This window comes from Rhodosalinus sp. K401 (genome assembly GCF_041365735.1).
In the GTDB taxonomy this organism is placed as follows: Bacteria; Pseudomonadota; Alphaproteobacteria; order Rhodobacterales; family Rhodobacteraceae; genus Rhodosalinus.
Window position 1 is genome coordinate 40,061 of sequence record NZ_JBGFSI010000008.1, and the last position, 22,210, is coordinate 62,270.

The 22,210-nt window shown below is 68.8% G+C and carries 20 protein-coding genes; 8 read left to right on the forward strand and 12 right to left on the reverse strand.

All coding sequences use genetic code 11. The features are described 5' to 3' along the window. Positions 1 to 37: 37 nt before the first annotated feature. The 5 genes from AB6A66_RS10595 to AB6A66_RS10615 all read right to left on the reverse strand — a co-directional run bounded on the left by AB6A66_RS10595 (position 38) and on the right by AB6A66_RS10615 (position 6,513). Positions 38 to 1,873 carry an ABC transporter ATP-binding protein gene (locus AB6A66_RS10595; protein WP_371055857.1) on the reverse strand — a complete coding sequence of 612 codons (1,836 nt, stop codon included), beginning with the start codon at positions 1,871 to 1,873 and terminating at the stop codon, positions 38 to 40. Further along, complete coding sequence (locus tag AB6A66_RS10600) at positions 1,870 to 3,708, reverse strand: ABC transporter ATP-binding protein (RefSeq protein WP_371055858.1); 1,839 nt, start codon at positions 3,706 to 3,708, stop codon at positions 1,870 to 1,872. The genes AB6A66_RS10595 and AB6A66_RS10600 overlap by 4 nt, the downstream gene beginning before the upstream one ends. 72 nt (positions 3,709 to 3,780) lie before the next feature. Continuing rightward, positions 3,781 to 4,941: a CCA tRNA nucleotidyltransferase gene (locus AB6A66_RS10605; RefSeq protein ID WP_371055859.1), complete on the reverse strand. Its 1,161-nt coding sequence runs from the start codon at positions 4,939 to 4,941 to the stop codon at positions 3,781 to 3,783. Then, on the reverse strand, positions 4,938 to 5,531 hold the full coding sequence (locus AB6A66_RS10610) for a CoA pyrophosphatase (RefSeq protein WP_371055860.1): 594 nt from the start codon (positions 5,529 to 5,531) through the stop codon (positions 4,938 to 4,940). The genes AB6A66_RS10605 and AB6A66_RS10610 overlap by 4 nt, the downstream gene beginning before the upstream one ends. Further along, positions 5,515 to 6,513 carry an Hsp33 family molecular chaperone HslO gene (locus AB6A66_RS10615; RefSeq protein WP_371055861.1) on the reverse strand — a complete coding sequence of 333 codons (999 nt, stop codon included), beginning with the start codon at positions 6,511 to 6,513 and terminating at the stop codon, positions 5,515 to 5,517. Before AB6A66_RS10615 ends, AB6A66_RS10610 begins: the two co-directional genes overlap by 17 nt. Positions 6,514 to 6,596: 83 nt before the next feature. On the opposite strand from AB6A66_RS10615, the gene AB6A66_RS10620 reads away from it, so the two are divergent. Beyond that, on the forward strand, positions 6,597 to 7,034 hold the full coding sequence (locus AB6A66_RS10620; protein WP_371055862.1) for an NUDIX domain-containing protein: 438 nt from the start codon (positions 6,597 to 6,599) through the stop codon (positions 7,032 to 7,034). On the opposite strand, the gene AB6A66_RS10625 is transcribed toward AB6A66_RS10620, so the two are convergent. Then, entirely contained in the window at positions 7,031 to 8,302 is a 1,272-nt protein-coding gene (locus AB6A66_RS10625; protein ID WP_371055863.1) for a PP2C family protein-serine/threonine phosphatase, read from the reverse strand. The two genes, AB6A66_RS10620 and AB6A66_RS10625, sit on opposite strands and share 4 nt — an antisense overlap. Positions 8,303 to 8,457: 155 nt before the next feature. Between AB6A66_RS10625 and AB6A66_RS10630 the strand changes: the two genes are divergently transcribed. Beyond that, on the forward strand, positions 8,458 to 8,796 hold the full coding sequence (locus AB6A66_RS10630) for an Hpt domain-containing protein (protein WP_371055864.1): 339 nt from the start codon (positions 8,458 to 8,460) through the stop codon (positions 8,794 to 8,796). A gap of 6 nt (positions 8,797 to 8,802) precedes the next feature. On the opposite strand, the gene ilvA is transcribed toward AB6A66_RS10630, so the two are convergent. Together ilvA and AB6A66_RS10640 are read right to left on the reverse strand one after the other, a co-directional pair. Then, positions 8,803 to 10,032, reverse strand: a complete 1,230-nt coding sequence (gene ilvA / locus AB6A66_RS10635; protein ID WP_371038834.1) for a threonine ammonia-lyase IlvA — start codon at positions 10,030 to 10,032, stop codon at positions 8,803 to 8,805. A 23-nt stretch (positions 10,033 to 10,055) separates the two neighbouring features. Then, the gene (locus tag AB6A66_RS10640; RefSeq protein WP_371055865.1) at positions 10,056 to 11,420 is read right to left on the reverse strand and encodes a sodium-dependent transporter; all 1,365 of its coding nucleotides are present in this window, start codon (positions 11,418 to 11,420) and stop codon (positions 10,056 to 10,058) included. Between the two features lie 68 nt (positions 11,421 to 11,488). Between AB6A66_RS10640 and AB6A66_RS10645 the strand changes: the two genes are divergently transcribed. Next, positions 11,489 to 12,709 carry an argininosuccinate synthase gene (locus AB6A66_RS10645; protein ID WP_371038836.1) on the forward strand — a complete coding sequence of 407 codons (1,221 nt, stop codon included), beginning with the start codon at positions 11,489 to 11,491 and terminating at the stop codon, positions 12,707 to 12,709. 170 nt (positions 12,710 to 12,879) lie between these two features. Then, positions 12,880 to 13,548 carry a peptide-methionine (S)-S-oxide reductase MsrA gene (gene msrA / locus AB6A66_RS10650; RefSeq protein WP_371055866.1) on the forward strand — a complete coding sequence of 223 codons (669 nt, stop codon included), beginning with the start codon at positions 12,880 to 12,882 and terminating at the stop codon, positions 13,546 to 13,548. Here the strand turns inward: msrA and AB6A66_RS10655 are convergent. Both AB6A66_RS10655 and AB6A66_RS10660 read right to left on the reverse strand, forming a co-directional pair. Next, positions 13,545 to 14,417: a PfkB family carbohydrate kinase gene (locus tag AB6A66_RS10655; RefSeq protein WP_371055867.1), complete on the reverse strand. Its 873-nt coding sequence runs from the start codon at positions 14,415 to 14,417 to the stop codon at positions 13,545 to 13,547. The genes msrA and AB6A66_RS10655 overlap by 4 nt on opposite strands. A 141-nt stretch (positions 14,418 to 14,558) precedes the next feature. Then, entirely contained in the window at positions 14,559 to 15,227 is a 669-nt protein-coding gene (locus AB6A66_RS10660; protein WP_371055868.1) for a YrbL family protein, read from the reverse strand. Between the two features lie 57 nt (positions 15,228 to 15,284). Here AB6A66_RS10660 and mutS point away from each other — a divergent pair, with 57 nt between their 5' ends. Continuing rightward, a complete protein-coding gene (mutS, locus tag AB6A66_RS10665) occupies positions 15,285 to 17,954 on the forward strand; it encodes a DNA mismatch repair protein MutS (protein ID WP_371055869.1) in 2,670 nt (889 codons plus the stop codon). A 16-nt stretch (positions 17,955 to 17,970) separates the two neighbouring features. Here the strand turns inward: mutS and AB6A66_RS10670 are convergent, their stop codons facing one another. Both AB6A66_RS10670 and hrcA read right to left on the reverse strand, forming a co-directional pair. Further along, on the reverse strand, positions 17,971 to 18,534 hold the full coding sequence (locus AB6A66_RS10670) for a nucleotide exchange factor GrpE (RefSeq protein WP_371055870.1): 564 nt from the start codon (positions 18,532 to 18,534) through the stop codon (positions 17,971 to 17,973). Between the two features lie 9 nt (positions 18,535 to 18,543). Beyond that, positions 18,544 to 19,608: a heat-inducible transcriptional repressor HrcA gene (hrcA, locus tag AB6A66_RS10675; protein WP_371038842.1), complete on the reverse strand. Its 1,065-nt coding sequence runs from the start codon at positions 19,606 to 19,608 to the stop codon at positions 18,544 to 18,546. A gap of 122 nt (positions 19,609 to 19,730) precedes the next feature. On the opposite strand from hrcA, the gene rph reads away from it, so the two are divergent. From rph to hemW, 3 genes are read left to right on the forward strand one after another with little or no spacing between them, the layout of a single operon-like run. Continuing rightward, positions 19,731 to 20,447: a ribonuclease PH gene (gene rph, locus AB6A66_RS10680; RefSeq protein WP_371055871.1), complete on the forward strand. Its 717-nt coding sequence runs from the start codon at positions 19,731 to 19,733 to the stop codon at positions 20,445 to 20,447. After that, positions 20,444 to 21,052, forward strand: coding sequence for an RdgB/HAM1 family non-canonical purine NTP pyrophosphatase (gene rdgB, locus AB6A66_RS10685; RefSeq protein ID WP_371055872.1), 609 nt, complete (start codon positions 20,444 to 20,446; stop codon positions 21,050 to 21,052). The genes rph and rdgB overlap by 4 nt, the downstream gene beginning before the upstream one ends. Next, positions 21,045 to 22,202, forward strand: a complete 1,158-nt coding sequence (hemW, locus tag AB6A66_RS10690; protein ID WP_371055873.1) for a radical SAM family heme chaperone HemW — start codon at positions 21,045 to 21,047, stop codon at positions 22,200 to 22,202. Before rdgB ends, hemW begins: the two co-directional genes overlap by 8 nt. Positions 22,203 to 22,210 lie beyond the last annotated feature (8 nt).

A 22,210-nucleotide genomic window follows, 5' to 3' on the forward strand; every position in this document is an offset into this window, starting at 1 on the left:
GGGCCGGGATAGCGCCCACGCCCCGGCGCTTCAAATGCTATTCGGCCGCTTCGCGGGTCGAGATGAAGCCGCCCGACTGCCGCTCCCAGTAGCGCGCGTAAAGGCCGCCGCGCGCCAGAAGCTCTTCGTGGTGGCCCTGCTCGGCGATGCGGCCGTCATGCAGGACCACGATCCGGTCCATGCTGGAAAGGGTCGATAGCCGGTGCGCGATGGCGAGCACGGTCTTGCCCTCCATCACCCGCTCGAGCGCCGTCTGGATCGAGGCCTCCACCTCGGAGTCGAGCGCCGAGGTGGCCTCGTCCAGTACCAGGATCGGGGCGTCCTTGAGGATCGCACGTGCAAGCGCGATGCGCTGCCGCTGACCGCCCGAAAGCTTCACGCCGCGCTCGCCCAGATGCGCCTCGTAGCCTTCGCGGCCCATGTGATCCCGCATGCCTTGGATGAAGCCGTGCGCCTCGGCGCGTTCCGCCGCCGCCACGATCTCGGCCTCGGTGGCGTCGGGCCGGCCGTAGCGGATGTTGTCCCGGGCGGAGCGGTTGAACATCGCCGTTTCCTGCGTGACCATCGAGATCTGCCGGCGCAAGCTTTCTTGGGTGACGTCGCGCAGGTCCATCCCGTCGATCAGGATGCGGCCCGATTCGGGGTCGTAGAGGCGGAGCAGCACCGCCACCAGCGTGGATTTCCCCGCGCCCGAGGCGCCGACGATGCCAAGTTTCTCGCCCGGCTTCACTTCGAAGGACACATGCTCGATGCCGCCGGTACGGCGGCCGTAGGCGAAACTCACGTCGTCGAACGTGATCCGCCCCTCGCCCACGACAAGCGGCACGGCGTCCGGCGCGTCCTCCAGCCGGTCGGGCGGTGTCAGGGTGCGGATGCCGTCCTCCACCTCGCCCACGTTCGAGTAGATGGCCATCAGCGTGAAGCTCACCCAGCCGGTCATCTGCGCGATGCGGATGGACACGGTGCCAGCGGCGGCGATGTCGCCTGCGGTGGCTGCCCCCGTCTGCCAGCTCAGGAGCGCCATGCCCACCATCAGCACCGGCAGAAGCCCCGCCAGTGTCATCAGCGCGAAGCGGAATGCGGCGGAAAGCTTGCCGAAGCGCAGCGCCTTTTCGCGGAAATGCTGCATCGCGTTCAGCGCCGCGCGGTCCTCGTGATCGTCATGGGCGAAAAGCTTCACCGTCTTGATGTTGGTGATGGTGTCCACCACCTGCCCCGAAATGTGGGCCCTTGCCGCGGCGCGGGCGGCCGAGCGCTTTCGGATGCGCGGCAGGAAGAAGCGGATCAGCGCGAAGTAGCCCGCCAGCCAGAGCCCGAAGACGGCCGCCATCCGCATGTCGATCGAGCCGAGCAGGATTACCGAGCCCAGCAGCGAGGCGAGCGCGAAGGCCACCACGTTGATGACCTCGGACGCCACGTCCGTGACGGCCCGCGCCGTCTGCATCTGCTTCTGCGCAAGACGCCCCGCGAAATCGTTGTCGAAGAAGGTGACCGACTGGCCCAGCCCCCAGCGATGCAGCCGCGACAGCACGAGAGGCATGACATTGGGCTGCACGAGGATCGAGTTCGACGCCGCGGAGAGGCCGAAGAAGAGCGGACGCGCCACGAGGAAGAAGACCAGCGCGCCGGCGATCAGCACCATGCTTTCAGGTGCGAAGACACCCTCGGGCCCGCTGGCCTGCGCGTGATCGATGACCGCGCCCAGCACGAAGGCCGTCCCGGCCTCCATCGCGCCCGCGAGCGCCGAGAAGAGCGTGGCGAGGATGAGCGCGGGCCAGGCGCCCGAGACGCACCAGCCGAAGAAGGCGGCGAGCGTGCGCGGCGGCGGCCCCTCGGCGGGGCGGAACGCGTCGATCAGCCGGTCGGTCTTCATTCTGCGGCCTCCGGATCGAGGAAGCCGCCCGATTGCCGCTCCCAGAATCCGGCATATAGCCCGCCTTTGCGCAGAAGCATGTCGTGCGCCCCGTCCTCGACGATGCGGCCGCCGTCCAGCACGAGAATCCGGTCCATGTGCGCGATCGTGGACAGGCGATGGGCGATGGCGATCACCGTCTTGCCCTCCATCATGCCGTAAAGCGTGGACTGGATCGCCGCCTCCACTTCGGAATCGAGCGCGCTCGTCGCCTCGTCGAGCACCAGGATCGGCGCGTCCTTCAGGATCACCCGGGCGAGCGCGATGCGCTGTCGTTGCCCGCCCGAAAGCTTCACGCCACGTTCGCCCACCCGGGCGTCATAGCCGCGCCGCCCCTCGGCGTCCCGAAGATCGAGGATGAAGTCATGTGCCTCGGCCTGTTTCGCCGCGGCGATCATCTCCGCCTCGGTCGCTTCCGGCCGACCGTAAAGGATGTTCTCCCTCACCGAGCGGTGCAGCAGCGCGCTGTCCTGCTGCACCATGCCGATCTGCCGGCGCAGGCTTTCCTGCGTGACCTGCGCGATATCCTGCCCGTCGATCAGGATGCGCCCCTCCTCGATGTCGTAGAACCGCAAGAGCAGTTTCACGAGGGTGGACTTGCCGGCACCCGAGCGCCCGATGAGGCCGATCTTCTCGCCCGGCCGGATCGTCAGGCTCACCCCGTCGAGCCCGCCATGCCCCCGCCCATAATGATGCGTGAGGCGCTCGATCTCGATCCGCCCCTTGGTGACGGCGAGCGCCCGGGCGTCCGGCGCATCCGCCAGCGTCACCGGCTGCGCGATGGTCTCCATCCCCTCCTTCACCACGCCGAGCTGGCGGAAGAGCGTGGTCAGCGCCCACATGATCCAGCCGGTCATGGCGTTGAGCCGCAGCGTGAGCGCCGTCGCCGCCGCCACCGCGCCCACCGTGGCCGCCCCCTGCATCCACAGCACGACGGCCCAGCCCACCACGCCCACGATCAGGAACCCGTTCAGCAGCACGAGCGCGATGTCCATGATGGTGTAAAGCCGCATCTCGGCGGCGAAGGTCTGGCGCGTTCGCTCGATCGCCTCCTTCGCGTAGTCGAGTTCGCGGTCGTGATGGGCGAACATCTTCACGGAGTGGATGTTGGTGTAGCTGTCCACGATGCGCCCCGTCACCGCGCTGCGCGCGTCCGCCGCGGCCTGGCTTGCCGGGCCCACGCGCCGGATCGTCCAGGCCATGAGCCAGCCGTAGAGCGCGAACCACGCGAGAAGCGGCAGCATGAGACGCGGGTCGGACCCGGCAAGCAGCACCGCCGCCCCCAGCAGGTAGGCCAGCGCGAAGGTGATCGCGTCGAACACCTGAAAGATCGCCTCGCCCGCGGCGGGCGGGGTCTGCACCACGCGATTGGCGATGCGCCCGGCGAAATCGTTCTCGAACCAGCCCACCGACTGGCGTAGCACCTGCGCGTGCGCGCGCCACCGGATGAGCGTGCCGAAATTCGGCATGATTGCGTTGTTGAGCACCAGCACGTCGAGCCCCTGGATCGCCGGGCGCAGCAGGAGGATGAAGGCCGCCAGCCCGATCAGCTGCCAGCCGTGATCCGCCCAGACCTGCGCGGGATCGCCCGCGAGGATGTCGACGATCCAGCCCATCGCCCAGATCAGCCCCACCTCCACCGCCGCGACGGCGACGGACAGAAGCGCGGCCCACTGGAACACGCGGCGGAAGGGCTGGGCGTAGTCCTTGAGGAACGCGTAAAGCGTCTGCGGCGGCAGGTCCGTCGGCGGATAGGCCACGTAGGGATCGACCAGGTTTTCGAAGCGTCGGAACACCGGGGGGCCTCTTGTGCGGAATCGGGACGGAGTGTCGGCGATCTGTCCCGGAAAGGCCACCGGGGGCCGGGTTCAGTCGAGCAGCGCCTCTCGCGGCAGCTTGAAGCCCGAAGCGATCCAGCGCCGCTCCAGATCGGCCAGCCGCTCGCCGAGGGCCTGTCCCTCGTGCTCGGGCATGAGATCGCGCGCCTTGACCGGAAAGGTCTGCGCCGCGCCATGGGCGGCGGCCGCGAAATCCTCGTCGCCGGGAAGCTCGCCCAGCGCGGCCCCCCTCAGAAGCAACGCGTCCCGCGCCGCGTCCTCGCCGTGGCGATAGCCGATCTCGCCGGGTCCCTGCCCGTTTCCAACGAGCGACCGAAGACGGCCGAGGCGGCGCATCTCGGCCCTGGAGAGCCGAAGCGCGCGCCCCTCCTCCTCGCCCGCGCCAAGGCAGGCGAGGCGCCGGATCGGATCGGGCGCGACCCCCGCGGCCGCCTCGAGCGCGACGAGCGGCGCGAGGTCGCGCGCCGTGGCGCCGGGCAGCAGCCGGATCAGCACGCCCACCCGCTCCATCACGGCGACAGCGGGCGCGGGGTCCGGCGCCGCCAGAAGCTTCTTCAGCTCCGCGCCGACCCGCTCGCGCGACAGTTCGTCGAGGCCCCCCCGGGTTTCCGCGATGGCCGACAGCGCGGCCGGGTCGAAGCCCGCCACGGGATCGCCGTACCACGCCGTGAAGCGGAAAAAGCGCAGGATGCGCAGGTAATCCTCGCGGATCCGCGTTTCCGCATCGCCCACGAAGCGCAAGTGGCGCGCCTCGAGGTCGGTCAGCCCCGTGCCGAGCGGATCCACCACCGTGCCGTCCGGCAGCGCGTAAAGCGCGTTCATCGTGAAGTCGCGGCGCGCCGCGTCCTCGCGGATGTCGTCGGAATAGGCGACCACGGCGTGGCGCCCGAAGGTCTCGACATCGCGGCGGAAGGTGGTGATCTCGTAGCCCTCGCCCTCCGACACCACGGTGACGGTGCCATGGTCGATCCCCGTCGGCACGGCCTTGAGGCCCGCCGCGGCGGCGAGTTCGATCACCCGTTCCGGGCGCGCCTCGGTCGTCACGTCGATGTCGGTGACCGGCGCGCCCAGAAGCGCGTTGCGCACGCAGCCCCCCACGAAGAGCGCCCGGTGCCCGCCCCGGGTGAGCATGGCGCAGACGGCCTGCGTGCCCGGCCGCGCGATCCATGCGCCCTCGATCCGCGCGCTCATGGGGTGAGCCGATCCGAAAGGTTGCGAAGAATGCGGGCGGTGGCGCCCCAGATGTAATAGGGCCCCCACGGCACGGTGAGATAGTTCCGCCACTGTCCCCGCCAGCGCCTGGCCTGCATGGTATAGTTGCCAGGATCCGCGAGGTGCGACAGCGGCACGGCGAACACCTCTTCCACCTCGCCGGGCTCGGCCACGGGAGAGAAGGCCCGGCGGACCTGCGCGAGCACCGGGGTCACCGTGAACCCCGTCACCGTTTCGTGGCATGGCATCGTGCCGAGCACCTCGAGCCCGTCGCGCGGCAGGCCGATCTCCTCTTCCGCCTCGCGCAGCGCGGCGCTCACCGGATCGGCGTCGCCCTCGTCCTGCTTGCCGCCGGGAAAGGCGATCTGACCCGGGTGATGCTTGAGCGCCGAGGACCGCTTCGTCAGCCAGACTTCGCCCGCGCCGCCGATGGCCACGAGCACGCCCGCCGGGCGAAGCTTGCGGCCCCCGGCGGGCCGGTAGCCCGGGTTCAGATCGAAATCCGAGCTCGGATCACCCGGGCGCGAGAGCGCGGCGCGCAGGGCGTCGGCATCAATCGGACGTGTCATCGCCCGTCTCGGCCTCGAAACCCACGGTGGCCGGATCGAGGACATAATGCGCGCCGCAGAACTGGCAGTCGGCGGTCACAGTGCCCTCTTCGGTGGTCATCTTCTCGATATCGCGCGCCGAGTAGATCGAGAGGGCGCGGCGCACGCGATCCTCCGAACAGGTGCAGCCGAAGCGCACCGGCTGCGTCTCGAAGACGCGCGGCGTCTCCTCGTGGAACAGGCGCACCAGGAGGTCCGTGGGCGGCAGTGCCGGGCCGATCAGCTCCATGTCCTCCACCGTGTCGAGAAGAAGGTTCACGCGGTTCCAGTTCTCCTCGTCCTCGCCGTGCACGATGTCCCGCGCCTCGAGAAGCCCGCCCTCGCCCGAGCCGCCCTCGCTGCCCGCGGTGGCGGAGACCCGGGGCATGTGCTGAAGCATGATGCCGCCCGCTCGCCAACGCTCCGCCATGCCGGGCTCGGTCGACCGGCCGAAGCTCAGCGCGAAGCGGGTTGGAAGCTGTTCGGACTGGGCAAAGTAGGTTTCCGCGCAGGCGCACAGGGAGTTCCCGGAAATCGGCGTGATTCCCTGGTAGGGCGCCATGCCCTCGCCCTGGTCGATGAGAATGGCGAAGTAGCCGTCGCCCAGCTGGTCGAATGCGTCGCCGTCGGTCAGCCGCTCGCGGTCGAACTTCGCGTAGGCGCGGATCATCGCCGGTTCGCCTTCTTCCGAGGGCGCGTAGAAATCCGTCGCGATCATCCGCACGGCCCCCTTGGACTGCACCTGGAGCGACAGCTTCCAGCGCAGCTTGATCGACTGCCCGATCAGCGCCGTCAGCAAGGCCATTTCGGCGACCAGCGCCTCGACCTGGGGCGGGTAGTCGTGCTGCTTCAGGACACCCTCGAGCACCCCGTCGAGCCGGGCCACGCGGCCCCGCGTGTCGGATTTGTCGAGCTGGAACGGCAACACGGTGTCGTCCCAGGCGATCTTGCTACCTAGGGTCATTCAGTATCCTTGCGGCGTGGAGTTTCGCATACCGCCACGATATAGGCATGGCAAGAAATGCGCCAATAGGACGAAACCCGGCCATGATCCCTCGCTATGGCTCTCCTCCCGCGCGCGATCGCCGCCACGTCCTGCGTCCGGGGGTTTATGCCCTGCTGCCGAAAAAGGGCCAGGTTCTGGTCACCCGTCAGGCCTGGCCCGAGCCCGAGCTTCAGCTGCCCGGTGGCGGGATCGACCCGGGCGAATCGCCTCTCGTCGCGCTGCACCGCGAGGTGTGGGAAGAGACGGGCTGGATCATCTCCACGCCGCGCCGCCTGGGCGCATTTCGCCGCTTCGCCTACATGCCGGAATACGACCTCTGGGCCGAAAAGCTCTGCACGATCTACGTCGCCCGCCCGGTGCGCGCACTGGGCGCACCGCCCGAGCCCGGCCATACGGCGGTCTGGCTTCGGCGGAACGAGGCGTGGCGAAAGCTCGGGAATGCGGGCGACCGCCGCTTCGCCGCCCGCTTTCTGCGCTAGCCGTCAAGCTCGAGCAGCACCGCCGACACGTCGTCGGCCACGTCCACGCCGTCGGGCATGGCCCGCAAGAGCCGCTCGTAAAGCGCGTCGAGAAACGCGGACCCTCGCGCGCCCGAACCCGCCACCTCGGTCGCGAGGGCGATCAGACCGTCGTCGCCGAGCATGCCCCCGCCCGCCAGCCGGCATTCCGTCACGCCGTCGGAGCAGACCAGCAGGCGGTCCTCGCGGCCGAGCCGCGCCTCCACCCGCTCGAAACGGGCCTCGCCGACGAGACCCACGGGCAGACCGCCCGCGCCCAGCATCTCGCAAGTGCCGGACGCGCGCAGGATCAGCGGATGCGGGTGCCCGGCCTGCACGAGCCTGACCGCCCCGTCCCGCGTGTCGACCGTGGCGTAAAGCATCGTGAAATACTGTTCGATACCGGCCTCGGCGAGAAGACGGTCGTTCAGGGCCGACGCGACCTCCTCCGGCGGGCGCAGGACGAAGGAGGAACCGGGACCCCGTTCCATGGCAAGGTTCTGGTCGGGAAAATTCGCGCTGAGGTAGCCCGCGACGCGCGCGGTCATCAGGGCGGAGGTTATGCCGTGGCCCGACACGTCGATCGCGTAAAGGCCCAAAAGCCCCTGGCCGGGGGTGAATGCGCCGACGAGGTCGCCCCCCACATGGCCGCATGGCCTGAGAAGCACGCTCACGGACGCGCGCCCGAAGCGCTGGTCCCGCGCTGGTACGAGCGCCTGCTGGATGCGGCGCGCCTGGCGCAGATCCTCTTCGATGGCGTCGTGGGCGGACCGAAGCGCCGAGAGCGTCTCCGAGATGAGACGGTTCTTTTCCTCCAGCTCCCGCTGCATGGCGATCATCCGGTCGCCCGCGCTGATGCGCGCGCGCAATTCCTCCGGATCGACCGGCTTCGTCAGGAAGTCGTCCGCGCCCGCGTCGAGCCCCTCCGCCACCTCGCATTTTTCGCGCTTCGACGTGAGAAGGATGAAATAGTTCGACCCGTTGCCGAGCAGCGCGTGGAACGCCCGGCAAAAGGCCAGCCCCGACATGCCCGGCATCATCCAGTCGCTGAGCACGAGATCGGGCGGCTGCGTCTCGCAGAGCGCCAGCGCCTCCATGCCGCTGCCGGCCTCGCGAACGCGAAATCCCCAGCGTGAGAGCAACGCGCGGAGGATCCGCCGCTGAAAGCGGCTGTCGTCGACGATGAGCACGTCCCGGATCGCGCCGCCCGGCGCGTCGACCGCAACGGCGCTATCGGCCGATACCTGCATCGTTCTTGCCGCCCCGGTTCCCGCGTGTTCCGGCACCGTCTCCGAGATATGCTAAGAACCCGTGAATCCGCGCGGTGTCCCCTGCGGGCGATAACCGTCGCTTAACGCCGCGGTGGCACGGTTCGCCGATGGGGGTGCAGAACGGGGAACGCAGCATGAGCCAGACGCCCATCATCGACTGGACGCGGGTGGCCGAGCTTCGGGAGGAGGTCGGGCCGGAGGATTTCTACGAGGTGGTCGCGGTCTTCTTCGAGGAGACCGGCGCCGCCGTCGCCGCCCTTTCCGCCGCACCCGCCGGCGAGATCCGGATGCAGCTTCATTTCCTCAAGGGCAGCGCGCGCAACCTGGGCTTCGCGGAGATGGCGCGGCTTTGCGAGGCGGGCGAGCGCATGGCCGCTCGCGGAGAGGCCGTGCCGGTCGATCGCATCCTGGCCTGCTACGATGCCGCCCGCGCCACGTTCGGCGCGGAGGTCGGCGACAGGCTCGCGGCCTGAGCCCCGTCAGATCAGGAACTGCGCCAGGATCTCGTCATCGGTGATGTCCTGGTAGGCCAGACCGGCGGCATCGAGCTTGCCGAAAAGCGCCGGGAAATTCGCCGCGTCGGTCGTTTCGATCCCGATCAGCACGGAGCCGAAGTTCCGCGCCGACTTCTTGAGATACTCGAAGCGCGCGATGTCGTCCTCCGGCCCGAGATAGCCGAGGAACTCCTTCAGCGCGCCGGGACGCTGCGGCAGGCGAAGGATGAAGTATTTCTTGATGCCCGAATAGCGCTGCGCGCGTTCCTTGACCTCGGGCAAGCGCTCGAAGTCGAAGTTGCCGCCCGACGTCACGCAGACCACCCGCCGCCCCCGGATCACCTCAGCCAGGGCGGGCAGCACGTCCACCGAAAGCGCGCCCGCGGGTTCCAGCACGATCCCTTCGACGTTCAGCATCTCCAGAATGGTGGCACAGATCCGGTCCTCCGGCGCGGACAGAACGTCCGCCGGATCCACGTCCGACAGGCGCGCGAAGGTCCGCTCGCCCACCATCGCCACCGCCGCGCCGTCCACGAAGGTGTCCACCCGGTCGAGCTTCACCGGTTCACCCGCCTTGAGCGCCGCGAAAAGCGAGCGAGCGCCACGGGGTTCCACGAAACTCATCGGGACGGCGGGGCCGAACCAGCTGCGCACTCCGGCGGACAGCCCGCCGCCGCCCACAGCCAGCACGATCCGGTCCGGCGCGGCGCCGAGTTGCGCCTCGATCTCGACCGCGACGCTGGCCTGGCCCTCGATCACGTCCTCGTCGTCGAAAGGCGACAGGAACTGCGCGCCCGTCTCGGCGCAGTAGCGCTTGGCGGCCGACAGCGTGTCGTCGACGTAATCGCCCACCAGCCGGATCTCGACCGCCTCGCCCCCGAACATGCGGGTCTTCTGGATTTTCTGCTGCGGCGTCGTCACGGGCATGAAGATCACGCCGCGCGCCCCGAAATGGCGGCACATGTAGGCCACGCCCTGCGCGTGGTTGCCCGCGCTGGCGCAGGCGAAGAGACGTCCCTGCCCCAGCCGCTTGCGCATGGCGTTGAACGCGCCGCGCAGCTTGTAGGACCGCACGGGGCTGAGGTCCTCGCGTTTCAGCCAGATCTCGGCGCCGAAGCGCTCGGACAGGTGCGCGTTCAGCGTCAGCGGCGTCGGCTCGAAGACGTCGCGCATGGCGCGCTCGGCGGCGCTGGCCGCCTCGCGGAAATCGGACATGGCTCGCCTCCCTCGCCCGGTTGCTACCCGGCGCGCAGATACCAGAGCCAGAGCGCCACCGCCAGAAACGGCAGGCTGCGCCCGGCGAACAGGATGCGCAAGGCCCACCAGCCGGTCTTGGCGCCCAGCGCGTAGACGATTCGCGGCGCCGGCAGCATCCAGCACAGCAGCGTGGTCCCGATCACGCCCGAGGCGAGGACGACGTTCGTGCCCCCGAACCTGTCGAGAAAATCGAGCACCGGCATTCCCCAGAGCGTCAGCGCGAGCGGCGAATAGCTCAGCGCCGAGGGAAGGCCCAGCACGATCATCGCCGCCACGGTCAGGGCCACCGCATGACTGTTGCGCAGGCTCAGTTCCTCGGCCAGCGCGGCGACGATGACCTTCAGACCGGCAAGGCAGGACGAGAACGCCGCGAAAAAGAACAGCAGGAAGAACGCCGTCGCCAGGTAGACGCCCCCGGCCAGACCGTCGAAGACCCGCGGCAGCGTCGTGAAGGCGAGGTCGCTGCCAGTATCGGGCGCCAGCCCCTCGCTGAAGACGAAGGGAAAGATCATCCAGCCCGCCAGGAGCGCGACCCCCGTCTCGGTCGCCGTCACGATCAGCGCGGCCCGCGGGACATGGGTCTTGCGCGGGATGTAGCTGCCATAGGTCACGAGATAACCCTGCCCGATGGCGAGCGTGTAGAAGGCCTGGCCCGCCGCGAAGGCCCAGAGCTCGGGCCGCGCCAGGGCGGCCGGCTCCCACCGCAGAAGGAAATCCGCCGCCGGGCCCCAGCCCTCGGTGGTGGCGGCGAAGCCCACGAGGCCGGCGATCATGAGCGCCAGCACCGGCATCAGCAGCTTCGACAACGCCTCGATGGCGCGGACGCCGCGCAAGAGCACCAGGCCGCACAGCGCGGTGACGGCGAGAAAATACCAGACGGAGCCGTAACCGGCGGTGAAATCACGGAAAAGCGTGATCGCCTGCCGAAGCGCGTTGACGGCATAGCCCATCGTCCATCCCGTGATGACGAGGTAGTAGCTGGACACGACCACGGTCAGCGCGACCACGAACCAGCCATAGGGCCGCCCGAGCCGCGTCAGGCCGGCGAAGGTGGTCACCACGCTGCCGTGCTGCAGACGGCCCGCCGCGACCTCCAGCATCATGATCGGCACCGCGAGCCCGAAGAGCACCACCAGATAGGCGAGGATGAAGGCGCCGCCGCCGTTCTCGCCCACCATGTAGGGAAAGCGCCAGAGATTGCCCAGACCCACCGCCGCGGCGGCCATGGAGAAGACGAAGGCGGGTTCGGACGACCACTGCGCGCGCACCTCCGGGCGCAGGTGCTTGGCGGGCGGATCCACCTGAATGTCCTCCCCGTTCGCGCCTGGCTGCCGGTTATCGGTCAAACCCTTGCCCCCCTTCCGGAAACTCAATACCTAGCGGCGACTGCCGAAGATTTCGAAGGGTTCCCATAATGGACGCGCCGAAGAAAGTCGTGCTGGCCTATTCCGGCGGCCTCGACACCTCGATCATCCTCAAGTGGCTTCAAAGCGAATACCGCTGCGAGGTCGTGACCTTCACCGCCGACCTCGGCCAGGGCGAAGAGCTCGAGCCCGCGCGCCAGAAGGCGGAGATGATGGGGGCCTCGGCCGTCTACATCGAGGATCTGCGCGAGGAGTTCGTGCGCGACTTCGTCTTCCCGATGTTCCGGGCGAACGCCGTCTACGAGGGGCTCTACCTGCTCGGCACCTCCATCGCGCGGCCCCTGATCTCCAAGCGGCTGGTCGAGATCGCGGCCCGCGAGGGCGCCGACGCCGTGGCCCACGGCGCGACCGGCAAGGGCAACGACCAGGTGCGTTTCGAACTTTCGGCCTATGCGCTCGACCCCGACATCAAGGTCATCGCGCCATGGCGCGAATGGGACCTCACCTCGCGCACGAAGCTGATCGAATGGGCCGAGGCGCACCAGATCCCGATCGCCAGGGACAAGCGGGGCGAAGCGCCCTTCAGCGTGGACGCGAACCTTCTGCACACCTCCTCCGAGGGAAAGGTGCTGGAAGACCCGGCACAGGACGCACCCGACTACGTCTATCAGCGCACCGTGCATCCCGAGGACGCGCCGGACCGGCCGGAATACGTCGATATCGGCTTCGAGAAGGGCGATGCGGTCAGCGTGAACGGCGACTGGCTGTCGCCGGCCGCGCTGCTCACGCGGCTGAACGAGCTCGGCGGCAAGCACGGGATCGGCCGCCTCGACCTTGTGGAGGGGCGTTTCGTCGGCATGAAATCCCGCGGCATCTACGAGACGCCGGGCGGCACGCTCTTGCTGGAAGCGCACCGCGGGATCGAGCAGATCACGCTCGATCGCGGGGCGGCGCACCTGAAGGACGAGCTGATGCCGCGCTATGCGGAGCTCATCTACAACGGCTTCTGGTTCTCGCCCGAGCGCGAGATGCTTCAGGCCGCGATCGACAGAAGCCAGGAGCACGTGACCGGCACGGTGCGGCTCAAGCTCTACAAGGGGCTCGCGCGCACGGTCGGCCGCTGGTCGGACCATTCGCTTTATTCCGAGGCGCATGTCACCTTCGAGGACGATGCCGGCGCCTACGACCAGGCCGACGCGAAGGGCTTCATCCAGCTCAACGCGCTCCGGCTGAAGCTGCTGGCCTCGCGGCGCAAGCGCCTGGGATCCTGAGCTTCCACGCGCTCCGGCCCTGCGGGGCCGGCTGGGTCCGCGCGCGCCCGCAAGCCCGCACGACCCGCCGGCGGGGACCGCTCACGCCTGCGTGACACACGGTTTCGTGGCTTGCGCAAAGCCCGCACGCGGCCCAGCCTGCCCGCGCGAATTCTGGAAGGAAATCTGCGATGGGTCTTCTGAGAAGCCTCAAGCCCGCGCTTCTGGCGGTGCTGATCGTGGTGGGACTCACCGTGAACGCCAAAGAGGTTCACGCCGCCGAGACCGAGGTGCTGACCGTCGCCGGCGGCTGTTTCTGGTGCGTGGAAGCGGATTTCGAGAAGGTCCGCGGCGTGTCCGAGGTGGTCTCGGGCTATACCGGCGGGAAGGTCGAGAACCCCACCTACGAGCAGGTGGTGCGGGGCGGAACCGGCCATTACGAGGCAGTGCAGATCCGCTTCGACCCCGACGCGGTCAGCCGCGAGCAGCTTCTGCACCTCTTTTTCCGATCCATCGACCCGCTCGATGCCGGCGGACAGTTCTGCGACCGGGGCGAAAGCTACCGCTCAGCGATCTTCGTGGATGGCCCCGCCGAACGCCGCCTCGCGACGGACGCTAAGGATGCCGCCGCGACCGCCCTGGGCCAGGACATCGTGACGCCCATCCTCGAGGAAGGTCCCTTCTACCGGGCCGAGGACTATCACCAGGACTACTACAAGAGCGACGACCGCATCGCCTTCACCAGCGTCGGGATCGGCGTGCCGAAAAGGGTGGCCTACAACCGCTACCGGGATCGCTGCGGGCGCGACGCGCGGGTGCGCGAGCTCTGGGGAGAGGCCGCGCCCTTCGCCGGCGGCTAGGGCGCGCCGCGGGCGGCCTGCACCTCTGCAAGATCAGGGATCACGTCCGCCGTGCCGCGCCGCGCGACCATGAGCGCGGCGGCGCTCTGGGCCATCCCGATGGCCTGCGCCATGGGAAGGCCCCGGTCCAGACCCGCGAGCAGGTAACCGGCGAAGGTGTCGCCCGCGCCGGTAGCGTCCACCGCCTGCACGGGATCGGCCGGGAACTCGCGTGCGCCTCCGGGGCCGTGCCATGTGCAGCCTTCCGCCCCGCGCGTCACCACCACATCCGCGACGCTCAGCGCACCCGGCGCCGCGCCGGTGGCCTCGCTCAGCTGGCGCGCCTCGACCGCGTTCAGGATCAGCAGGTCGGCGTGAGGCAGCGCCGCCCGCGCCGCGCCAGTTTCGAAGGGCGCGGCGACATAGGCCGTTCGCAGCCCGAGCCGCCGCGCCGCCGAAAGCCACCCGGCCTGGCCGTTGGTTTCGTTCTGCGTCACCGCCCAGTCGCCCGTGCGCGCGGCGGCAAGCGCGGCATCGCGCACGCTTTCCGGGATCGCGGCGTTCGCCCCCGGCCAGATCAGGATCGCATTCTCGCCGCCCAGCTCGACGGCGATGACGGCATGGCCGGTCACCTCGCCCACCTCGGCGATGTGGCGCGTGTCCACCCCGTATTCCAAGAGCCGCTCCGCCGCCCATCGCCCGTCCGGCCCGATCGCGCCCACATGGACAACCCGCGCGGCCGCGCGCGCCGCGGCGACCGAGATATTGGCGCCCTTGCCGCCCAGGCCACGATCGAGCGCGGTCGCGGCGACCGTCTCTCCGGGCCCCGGCAGACGCGACACGGCATAGGCGAAATCAGCGTTGATCGAGCCGAGGTTCCAGATCGTCATCGCATCCTGTCCTTCTTCCCGGCCCCGGCGGTGCTCGGAGACGTCCGCCCCGCCGCGCCCGCATGGCTTCGGCACGTTTTTCTACGGAAGATCCGCCGCGTCTTGCGGCAGCGAAGCAGGGCCGGGCCTTACGCGCAACGGTCAGCTCTTGTGGAACCGCCATGCCGCGCTGTCCCACTCGAGACCGAGCCGCGCCGCGCATTTGCGGAAGGCGCGATCCTGTGACGCGCGGTTGAAACGCCGCGACAGCCTGCGCAACGGCAGCGCGTGCACGTCGCCCAGCCCGTCCACAAGCACCACCTCGCGCCCGTCGCCACGGGTACCGAGCACGAAATTCTTGGCGTTCATGTCACTGGCCTGCACGCCGTAAAGCTCCATCCGCCGAGCGGTGTCGTTCAGCAGCTCGACGACTTCCTCGGTAAGGTCTCCGGTTCTGGAGAGTTGCAGGAGCGTCGGCCCCAGCCGCCCTTGCGGGTCGGCGACCCGTTGCGCGAGCGCGCCCCAGCCTTGGGTCGTCTGAACGAAGCCGTAATGCAGCGCGAAGGGCGGGCGCCCGAAATTCGCCTGCGCCGCCGAAAGCGTGCGCGCCTGCTCCTTCTGCTCGGCGATGGTGGAGCGGGTGAGGACCGACGAGAAAAACCGCGTGGTCAGCCCCCGCATCGTGCGCAGGCTGAGGTTGCGCGCATCGCGCGGGATGATCGTCTTGACCACGAGGTCGTCGTCCCGCGGGTGCAGGTACACCCGCCGCTCCGAGCCTTGCGCCGCGGGCGTCAGATGGCTGAGATCGAGGGGTGCAAAGGTCGTCAACATTGACTAAGCCCACCGAATATCGGCAACGGGTCACCTTCCGGATGCTGGGTGCGAACGATGGCTGAGGAGTGTAGCCTGACTGCAACCGCCAACACAACGCCGATGATGGCACAATATTCCGCGATCAAGGCGGAGAATCCGGACGCGCTCCTGTTCTACCGGATGGGCGATTTCTACGAGATGTTCTTCGACGACGCGATGGCGGCCGCGGGGGCGCTCGACATCGCGCTCACCAGGCGCGGCAAGCACGACGGCGAGGACATCCCGATGTGCGGCGTGCCCGTGCATTCCGCGGAGGGCTATCTTCTGACCCTGATCCGCAAGGGATTCCGCGTCGCGGTCTGCGAGCAGATGGAACGCCCCGAAGAGGCCCGCAAGCGCGGTTCCAAGGCCGTGGTCAGGCGCGAGGTGGTCCGCCTCGTCACCCCCGGCACGCTGACCGAGGACAGCCTTCTCGAGGCGCGGCGCCACAATTTCCTGGCCGCCTATGCCGAGACGCGGAACGAGGGCGCCCTCGCCTGGGTCGACATTTCCACCGGCGCCTTTCACGTCATGTCGATTCCGCGTGTCCGGCTCGGACCGGAACTGGCGCGGCTGGCGCCGTCGGAGGTCCTCGTCTCCGAGGTGCTGGAACGCGACTGCGCGAACGTGGTGGCCGATCATGGCGCGGCGCTCACGGCGCTGGGGCGCTCGGCCTTCGACAGCACCGCGGCCGAGGGGCGGATCGCCGCGCTGTTCCGGGTGGAGACGCTGGACGGTTTCGGGGCCTTCACCCGCGCCGAACTGTCCGCGATGGGGGCGATCGTCGAGTATCTCGAGCTCACGCAGAAGGGGAAACTGCCCCTTCTGCGGCCGCCGGCACGAGAGGCCTCCGGCGCCCTGATGCAGATCGACGCGGCGACCCGCCGCAACCTCGAACTCACCCGCGCGCTGCAGGGCGGGCGCGCCGGATCGCTGCTTGCCGCCATAGACCGCACCGTAACGGCGGGGGGCGCGCGGCTCCTGGAGCGGCGGCTTTCCGCACCCTCGCGCGATCTGTCTACGATCCACGCCCGTCAATCCGCCGTCGGCGCGCTTTTCGAGGATCAGACGCTCGCGGGCGAACTGCGCGCGCGGCTGCGCAAGGTGCCCGACATCGATCGCGCGCTGTCTCGTCTGGCGCTGGACCGCGCCGGGCCGCGCGACCTCGCCGCGATACGCGCCGCGCTGCAAGAGGCGGAGACGCTTCAGGTCCGCGCGTCGGCGCATGATCTGCCCGATCTTCTTGCCGGGGCCGTCGCGGCGCTGCGGGGCCATGAGGCGCTTTTCTCCCTGCTCGACGCCGCGCTGGTGGCCGAGCCTCCCCTGCTTGCGCGGGACGGGGGTTTCGTGGCCGAAGGGTTCGAGCCCGAACTCGACGACACCCGGCGGCTGCGCGACGAGGGGCGCGGCGTCATCGCCGGGCTTCAGGCGCAATACGCGGAACGCACGGGTATCGCCTCGCTCAAGATCAAGCACAACAGCGTGCTGGGCTATTTCGTGGAAACAACCGCCACCCACGCAGAGCGCATGATGGCCCCGCCCCTTTCGGAAACCTTCATCCACCGCCAGACGACGGCGAATCAGCTGCGTTTCGTCACGGTGGAACTTTCCGAGCTGGAGACGAAGATCCTGAACGCCGGGGCTCGCGCGCTCGAGATGGAGAAAGCGGTGTTCGCGCGCCTGCGCGACGCGATCCTCGACGAGGCCGTGGCCCTCGGAGAGGTGGCGCGCGCGCTCGCGGAACTCGATCTCGCCGCTGCGCTCGCCGATCTCGCTCGCGAGCAGGACTGGACCCGGCCCGAGGTAGATGCAAGCCGCGCCTTCGCGGTGGAAGGCGGACGCCACCCGGTGGTCGAGGCGGCGCTGCGCGCCGACGGAGCGCCCTTCATCGCCAACGACTGCGCGCTGTCCGCCGAGGGTGATACGGCGGCGATCCGGCTGCTGACCGGGCCGAACATGGCCGGAAAATCCACGTGGCTGCGGCAGAACGCGCTGATCGCCGTGCTGGCACAGATGGGCGCCTTCGTGCCCGCGCGGCACGCCCGCCTCGGCGTCGTGAGCCAGCTTTTCAGCCGCGTGGGGGCGTCGGACGATCTGGCGCGCGGGCGCTCCACCTTCATGGTGGAAATGGTCGAGACCGCGGCGATCCTGAACCAGGCCGACGACCGTGCGCTGGTCATCCTCGACGAGATCGGCCGCGGCACCGCCACCTATGACGGGCTTTCCATCGCATGGGCCACCCTCGAGCATCTGCACGAGGTGAACCGCTGCCGCGCGCTCTTCGCCACCCACTACCATGAGCTTACCGCGCTCGCCGCGCGCCTCGATGGCGTGGAGAACGCAACGGTGGCGGTGAAGGAATGGGAAGGCGAGGTCATCTTCCTGCACGAGGTGCGCCCCGGCGCGGCCGACCGGTCCTACGGCGTGCAGGTGGCCCAGCTTGCCGGCCTCCCGGCCTCGGTCGTGGCGCGCGCGCGCATGGTGCTGGAGACATTGGAGCGCGGCGATCGCGAGGGCGGCGCCCGCGCGGTCGACCTGGCCGAGGACCTTCCGTTGTTCGCAGCAGCGGCCACATTCGCGCCGGCCCCAGCGCAGCCTTCCGCGATCGAAACGCGCCTCGCCGAGATCCACCCCGACGAACTCAGCCCGCGCGAGGCTCTCGACCTGCTCTACGAATTGAAGGCCGAGATCGCCCGAGCGCCCTAGCCGGGGAGTCCCGTTCTCAGCCCGTGTTGGAGGACACGCCGACCTGCGCGGCGCGCAGCAGCCGGTCGTGCAGCAGGAAGCCGTCCGCCTGCACCTGGATGATCTCGCCCGCCGTGGTGCCCGGGACCGGCGCCTCGTACATCGCTTCGTGAAGCTGCGGATCGAAGCGGTCGCCCACCTGCGGCGTGATCGGCTCCACCCCGTGCTTGCGGAAAACATTCATCAGTTCGCGCAAGGTCAGCTCGACCCCCTCGACAAGGGCGACGGAGGCCGACTCCCCCTCGTCGCGTGCCGCGAGAAGCGCGCGCTGCAGGTTGTCGTAAACCGGCACGAGGTCGCGCGCGATGCGCGTGCCGCCGTAACGCTCTGCCTCGCGCCGATCCTTCTCGGATCGTTTCCGGGCATTCTCGGCATCGGCGAGCGCGCGCATGTAGCGGTCGCGCAATTCGTCGCGCTCGGCCCTCAAGGCGTCGAGTTCCAGCTCTTCGGCCGCGGGCTCCTCCGTTTCGAAGGCTCGCTCTTCGACCTCTGCCGCCTCGACGTCATCAAGGAAATTGTCCTCACGCTTGGAGTCTGCCATGTGTCACCTCTAGCTGCGGTCGGAGATCAGCCGCCCGACCAGGTGCGCCGTGTAATCCACGATCGGAACGATGCGCCCGTAGTTCAGGCGCGTCGGTCCGATCACACCCACGGCGCCCACGATCTTCCGGTCCGCGTTCATATATGGAGAGACGACCAGAGAGGAACCCGAAAGCGAAAAAAGTTTGTTCTCGGACCCTATGAATATCCGCACGCCCTCACCGTCCTCGGCAAGTTCCAGAAACTCCGCGATGTCGCGCTTGCGCTCCAGGTCGTCAAAGAGCACGCGGATCCGTTCCAGCTCTTCGTCCCCGCCGGCGCCACCAAGAAGATTGGCCCGGCCCCGAACGATGAGGCGCGCCCGCGTGTCCCCGTCCTCTGCCCAGACCGCCAGCCCGTCCTCGACCAGTTGCCGGGCCAGACCGTCGATCTCCTGCCGCCGGCGCTCAATCTCGGCGCCGATGACGGTGCGCAGTTCGGAAATCGTGCGCCCCTCGACCAGCGCGTTCAGGAAATTGCCGGCCTCGCGCATGGAAGACGGCGTCTGACCCGGCGGCGGGGTGAAGATGCGGTTTTCAACATGGCCATCGGCGAAAACGAGCACCACAAGCGCGCGGTCCGGGCCCAGGCTGACGAATTCGATGTGCCGGATCGGCGCCTCGTGTTTCGGTGTCAGAACGAGGCTCGCGCCCTGCGTGACGCCCGAAAGCGCGGCGCCCACGCGATCGAGCAGGCCGCTGGTGTCCGCGGTGTTGGAACCGAGCGTCACGTCGATCTTCTGCCGGTCCTCGTCGGTAAGGTCCCCAACCTCGAGCAGGCCGTCGACGAACATGCGCAACCCAAGCTGGGTGGGGACACGTCCCGCGCTGACATGGGGGCTGTCCAGAAGCCCGAGATATTCGAGATCCTGCATCACGTTGCGGATCGTCGCGGCGGACACCTTTTCCGACATCGCGCGGGTCAGCGTGCGGGAGCCCACGGGCTCCCCGCTGTCGAGATACCCTTCCACCACCCGCCGAAAGACCTCGCGCGAGCGGTCGTTCAGCTCTTCCAGAAGGCGTGTGGCGTCCTGCATTGCCGAAAAAGTCCCCTGCCCGGCCTGCCATTAAACTGCGCGGCTGCGAAAATTCAATCGGGCTTGCGCATCTCCGGCACGGCCCTGTATCCGGTGCGCGTATTCCAAGCTCAGGAGAAGTGATGCGCCCGTCTGGTAGAGACTTAAGCGATCTGCGCCCCGTTTCAATCGACACCGGGGTCACGAAGCACGCCGAGGGGTCGTGCATGATTCGCATGGGGGACACCCATGTTCTCTGCACCGCGACGCTGGAAGAGCGCGTGCCCCCCTTCCTGAAGGGCGCGGGCCTGGGCTGGGTCACCGCGGAATACGGGATGCTGCCGCGCGCCACCAACACGCGGATGCGCCGCGAGGCCACGGCCGGAAAACAGGGCGGGCGCACGGTCGAGATCCAGCGCCTGATCGGACGGTCGCTTCGCGCCGGGGTGGACCGGGTCGCGCTGGGAGAGCGCCAGATCACCGTCGATTGCGACGTGATCCAGGCCGATGGCGGAACGCGCTGTGCCGCGATCACGGGCGGCTGGGTCGCGCTGCGACTGGCGGTGAACAAGCTGATGAAGGCCGGCGACATCGTCTCCGACCCGCTGGGCGAACCTGTCGCGGCGGTGTCCTGCGGTCTTTACGCCGGCCAGGCCGTCCTCGACCTCGACTACGCCGAGGACAGCGAGGCCGGCGCGGACGGGAATTTCGTGATGACTGGCGACGGTCGCCTGATCGAGGTGCAGATGTCGGCCGAGGGCGCCACCTACACCCGCGCGCAGATGGAGACCCTGCTCGACCTCGCGGATGCGGGCGTGAAGCGGCTGGCCGAGGTGCAGAAAGCAGCGGTCGCGGCATGAGACGTTTCGCGGGCGATCAGCTTCTCGTGGCCACGCACAACGCGGGCAAGCTCGAAGAGATTGCGGCGCTGCTCGCCGATCACGGCGTCACGGTGACGGGCGCCGCCGCGCATGACCTGCCCGAACCCGAGGAGACCGAGACGAGTTTCGCGGGAAACGCCCGCATAAAGGCACATGCCGCGGCCCGGGCGACCGGGTTGCCTGCGCTGGCGGACGATTCCGGGCTGGAGATCGATGCGCTGGACGGGGCGCCCGGCGTGCATACCGCCGATTGGGCGGAGACGGGTGCAGGTCGCGATTTCATCCACGCGATGAGCAAGGCCCACGACGCGCTCGTCGAAACCGGCGCGCCACAACCCTGGACGGCGCGGTTTCGCTGCACGCTCGTCCTTGCCTGGCCGGACGGCCACGACGAGGTGTTCGACGGTGCGATCGAGGGGCGCATCACATGGCCGATGCGGGGCAGGCAGGGTCACGGCTACGACCCGATCTTCATACCTGACGGTCACGACATCACCTTCGCGGAGATGGATCGCTGGAAAAAGAACCGCATGAGCCATCGCGGGCGCGCGATGGAAAAGCTGCTCGCAGGCTGTTTTGGCTGAGGATTGGCGCGCCGGCGGGTTCGGCCTTTATGTCCACTGGCCTTTCTGCGCGGCCAAGTGCCCCTATTGCGATTTCAACAGCCACGTCTCGCGCGACATCGACCAGGGGCGCTGGCGGCGCGCCTACCTTGCAGAGATCGATCGCGTCGGGCGCCTGACCGCGGACAGGCGTCTTGATACCGTCTTCTTCGGCGGTGGCACGCCCAGCCTGATGGACCCCGATCTGGTGGCCGCGATCCTCGACCGGGTGCGAAGAACGTGGAAAACGGACGAAACGCTCGAGGTCACCCTGGAGGCCAACCCGACCTCCGTCGAAGCGGGCCGTTTCCGGGCCTACGGGGCGGCCGGCGTGACCCGGCTGTCGATGGGTGTGCAGGCCTTGAACGACGAGGACCTGGCGCGGCTCGGACGGCAGCATTCGGCGGCCGAGGCCCGCGCCGCCTTCGATGTCGCGCGAAGCGTTTTCGACCGCGTCAGCTTCGACCTGATCTACGCCCGCCAGCACCAGACGCTGGAGGGATGGCGCGCGGAGCTTTCCGAGGCCCTCGAGATGGCGGTGGACCATCTCTCGCTCTACCAACTCACGCTGGAGCCGGGCACAGCTTTCGCGGAGCGCGCGGCGCGGGGTGGATTGCGGGGGCTTCCGGACGAGCCGCTGGGCGCGGACATGTACGAGCTGACGCAGGAGATCTGCGCCGTCGCCGGGATGCACGGCTACGAGATTTCCAACCACGCGCGTCCCGGTGCGGAGTCGCGTCACAACCTGATCTATTGGCGCTACGGCGACTATGCCGGCATCGGGCCTGGAGCCCATGGCCGGCTGACCCTCGGCACGCGGCGCATCGGCACCGATACCGAACTTGCCCCGGACGCATGGCTGGACATGGCCGAGCGCGGGCATGGCTGGCGATCGACCGAGCCGCTTGCCGCCGCGGACGAGGCGGCCGAATGCCTGATGATGGGCCTGCGACTGCGCGAGGGCGTGTCCCTGTCGCGCCTCGCATCGCTCGATCCGAACGCGGTGCGCGAAGAGTCGATCGAAGAGCTTGCCGAACTCGGGCTGGTTGAGCGAGCGGATGATTGGCTTCGCGCGACCGATTCGGGCCGCCTTCTGTTGAACGGAGTTATCCGACAGTTATTGTCGGAATAGTGCCCTGT

What these genes read in the sequence shown, in the direction of transcription:
- AB6A66_RS10595 (WP_371055857.1), bottom strand. Translation starts at nt 1,873, where the DNA reads ATGAAGACCGACCGGCTGATCGACGCGTTCCGCCCCGCCGAGGGGCCG.
- AB6A66_RS10605 (WP_371055859.1), bottom strand. Translation starts at nt 4,941, where the DNA reads ATGAGCGCGCGGATCGAGGGCGCATGGATCGCGCGGCCGGGCACGCAG.
- AB6A66_RS10610 (WP_371055860.1), bottom strand. Translation starts at nt 5,531, where the DNA reads ATGACACGTCCGATTGATGCCGACGCCCTGCGCGCCGCGCTCTCGCGC.
- AB6A66_RS10615 (WP_371055861.1), bottom strand. Translation starts at nt 6,513, where the DNA reads ATGACCCTAGGTAGCAAGATCGCCTGGGACGACACCGTGTTGCCGTTC.
- AB6A66_RS10620 (WP_371055862.1), top strand. Translation starts at nt 6,597, where the DNA reads ATGATCCCTCGCTATGGCTCTCCTCCCGCGCGCGATCGCCGCCACGTC.
- AB6A66_RS10625 (WP_371055863.1), bottom strand. Translation starts at nt 8,302, where the DNA reads ATGCAGGTATCGGCCGATAGCGCCGTTGCGGTCGACGCGCCGGGCGGC.
- AB6A66_RS10630 (WP_371055864.1), top strand. Translation starts at nt 8,458, where the DNA reads ATGAGCCAGACGCCCATCATCGACTGGACGCGGGTGGCCGAGCTTCGG.
- ilvA (WP_371038834.1), bottom strand. Translation starts at nt 10,032, where the DNA reads ATGTCCGATTTCCGCGAGGCGGCCAGCGCCGCCGAGCGCGCCATGCGC.
- AB6A66_RS10645 (WP_371038836.1), top strand. Translation starts at nt 11,489, where the DNA reads ATGGACGCGCCGAAGAAAGTCGTGCTGGCCTATTCCGGCGGCCTCGAC.
- msrA (WP_371055866.1), top strand. Translation starts at nt 12,880, where the DNA reads ATGGGTCTTCTGAGAAGCCTCAAGCCCGCGCTTCTGGCGGTGCTGATC.
- AB6A66_RS10655 (WP_371055867.1), bottom strand. Translation starts at nt 14,417, where the DNA reads ATGACGATCTGGAACCTCGGCTCGATCAACGCTGATTTCGCCTATGCC.
- AB6A66_RS10660 (WP_371055868.1), bottom strand. Translation starts at nt 15,227, where the DNA reads ATGTTGACGACCTTTGCACCCCTCGATCTCAGCCATCTGACGCCCGCG.
- mutS (WP_371055869.1), top strand. Translation starts at nt 15,285, where the DNA reads ATGGCTGAGGAGTGTAGCCTGACTGCAACCGCCAACACAACGCCGATG.
- AB6A66_RS10670 (WP_371055870.1), bottom strand. Translation starts at nt 18,534, where the DNA reads ATGGCAGACTCCAAGCGTGAGGACAATTTCCTTGATGACGTCGAGGCG.
- hrcA (WP_371038842.1), bottom strand. Translation starts at nt 19,608, where the DNA reads ATGCAGGACGCCACACGCCTTCTGGAAGAGCTGAACGACCGCTCGCGC.
- rph (WP_371055871.1), top strand. Translation starts at nt 19,731, where the DNA reads ATGCGCCCGTCTGGTAGAGACTTAAGCGATCTGCGCCCCGTTTCAATC.
- rdgB (WP_371055872.1), top strand. Translation starts at nt 20,444, where the DNA reads ATGAGACGTTTCGCGGGCGATCAGCTTCTCGTGGCCACGCACAACGCG.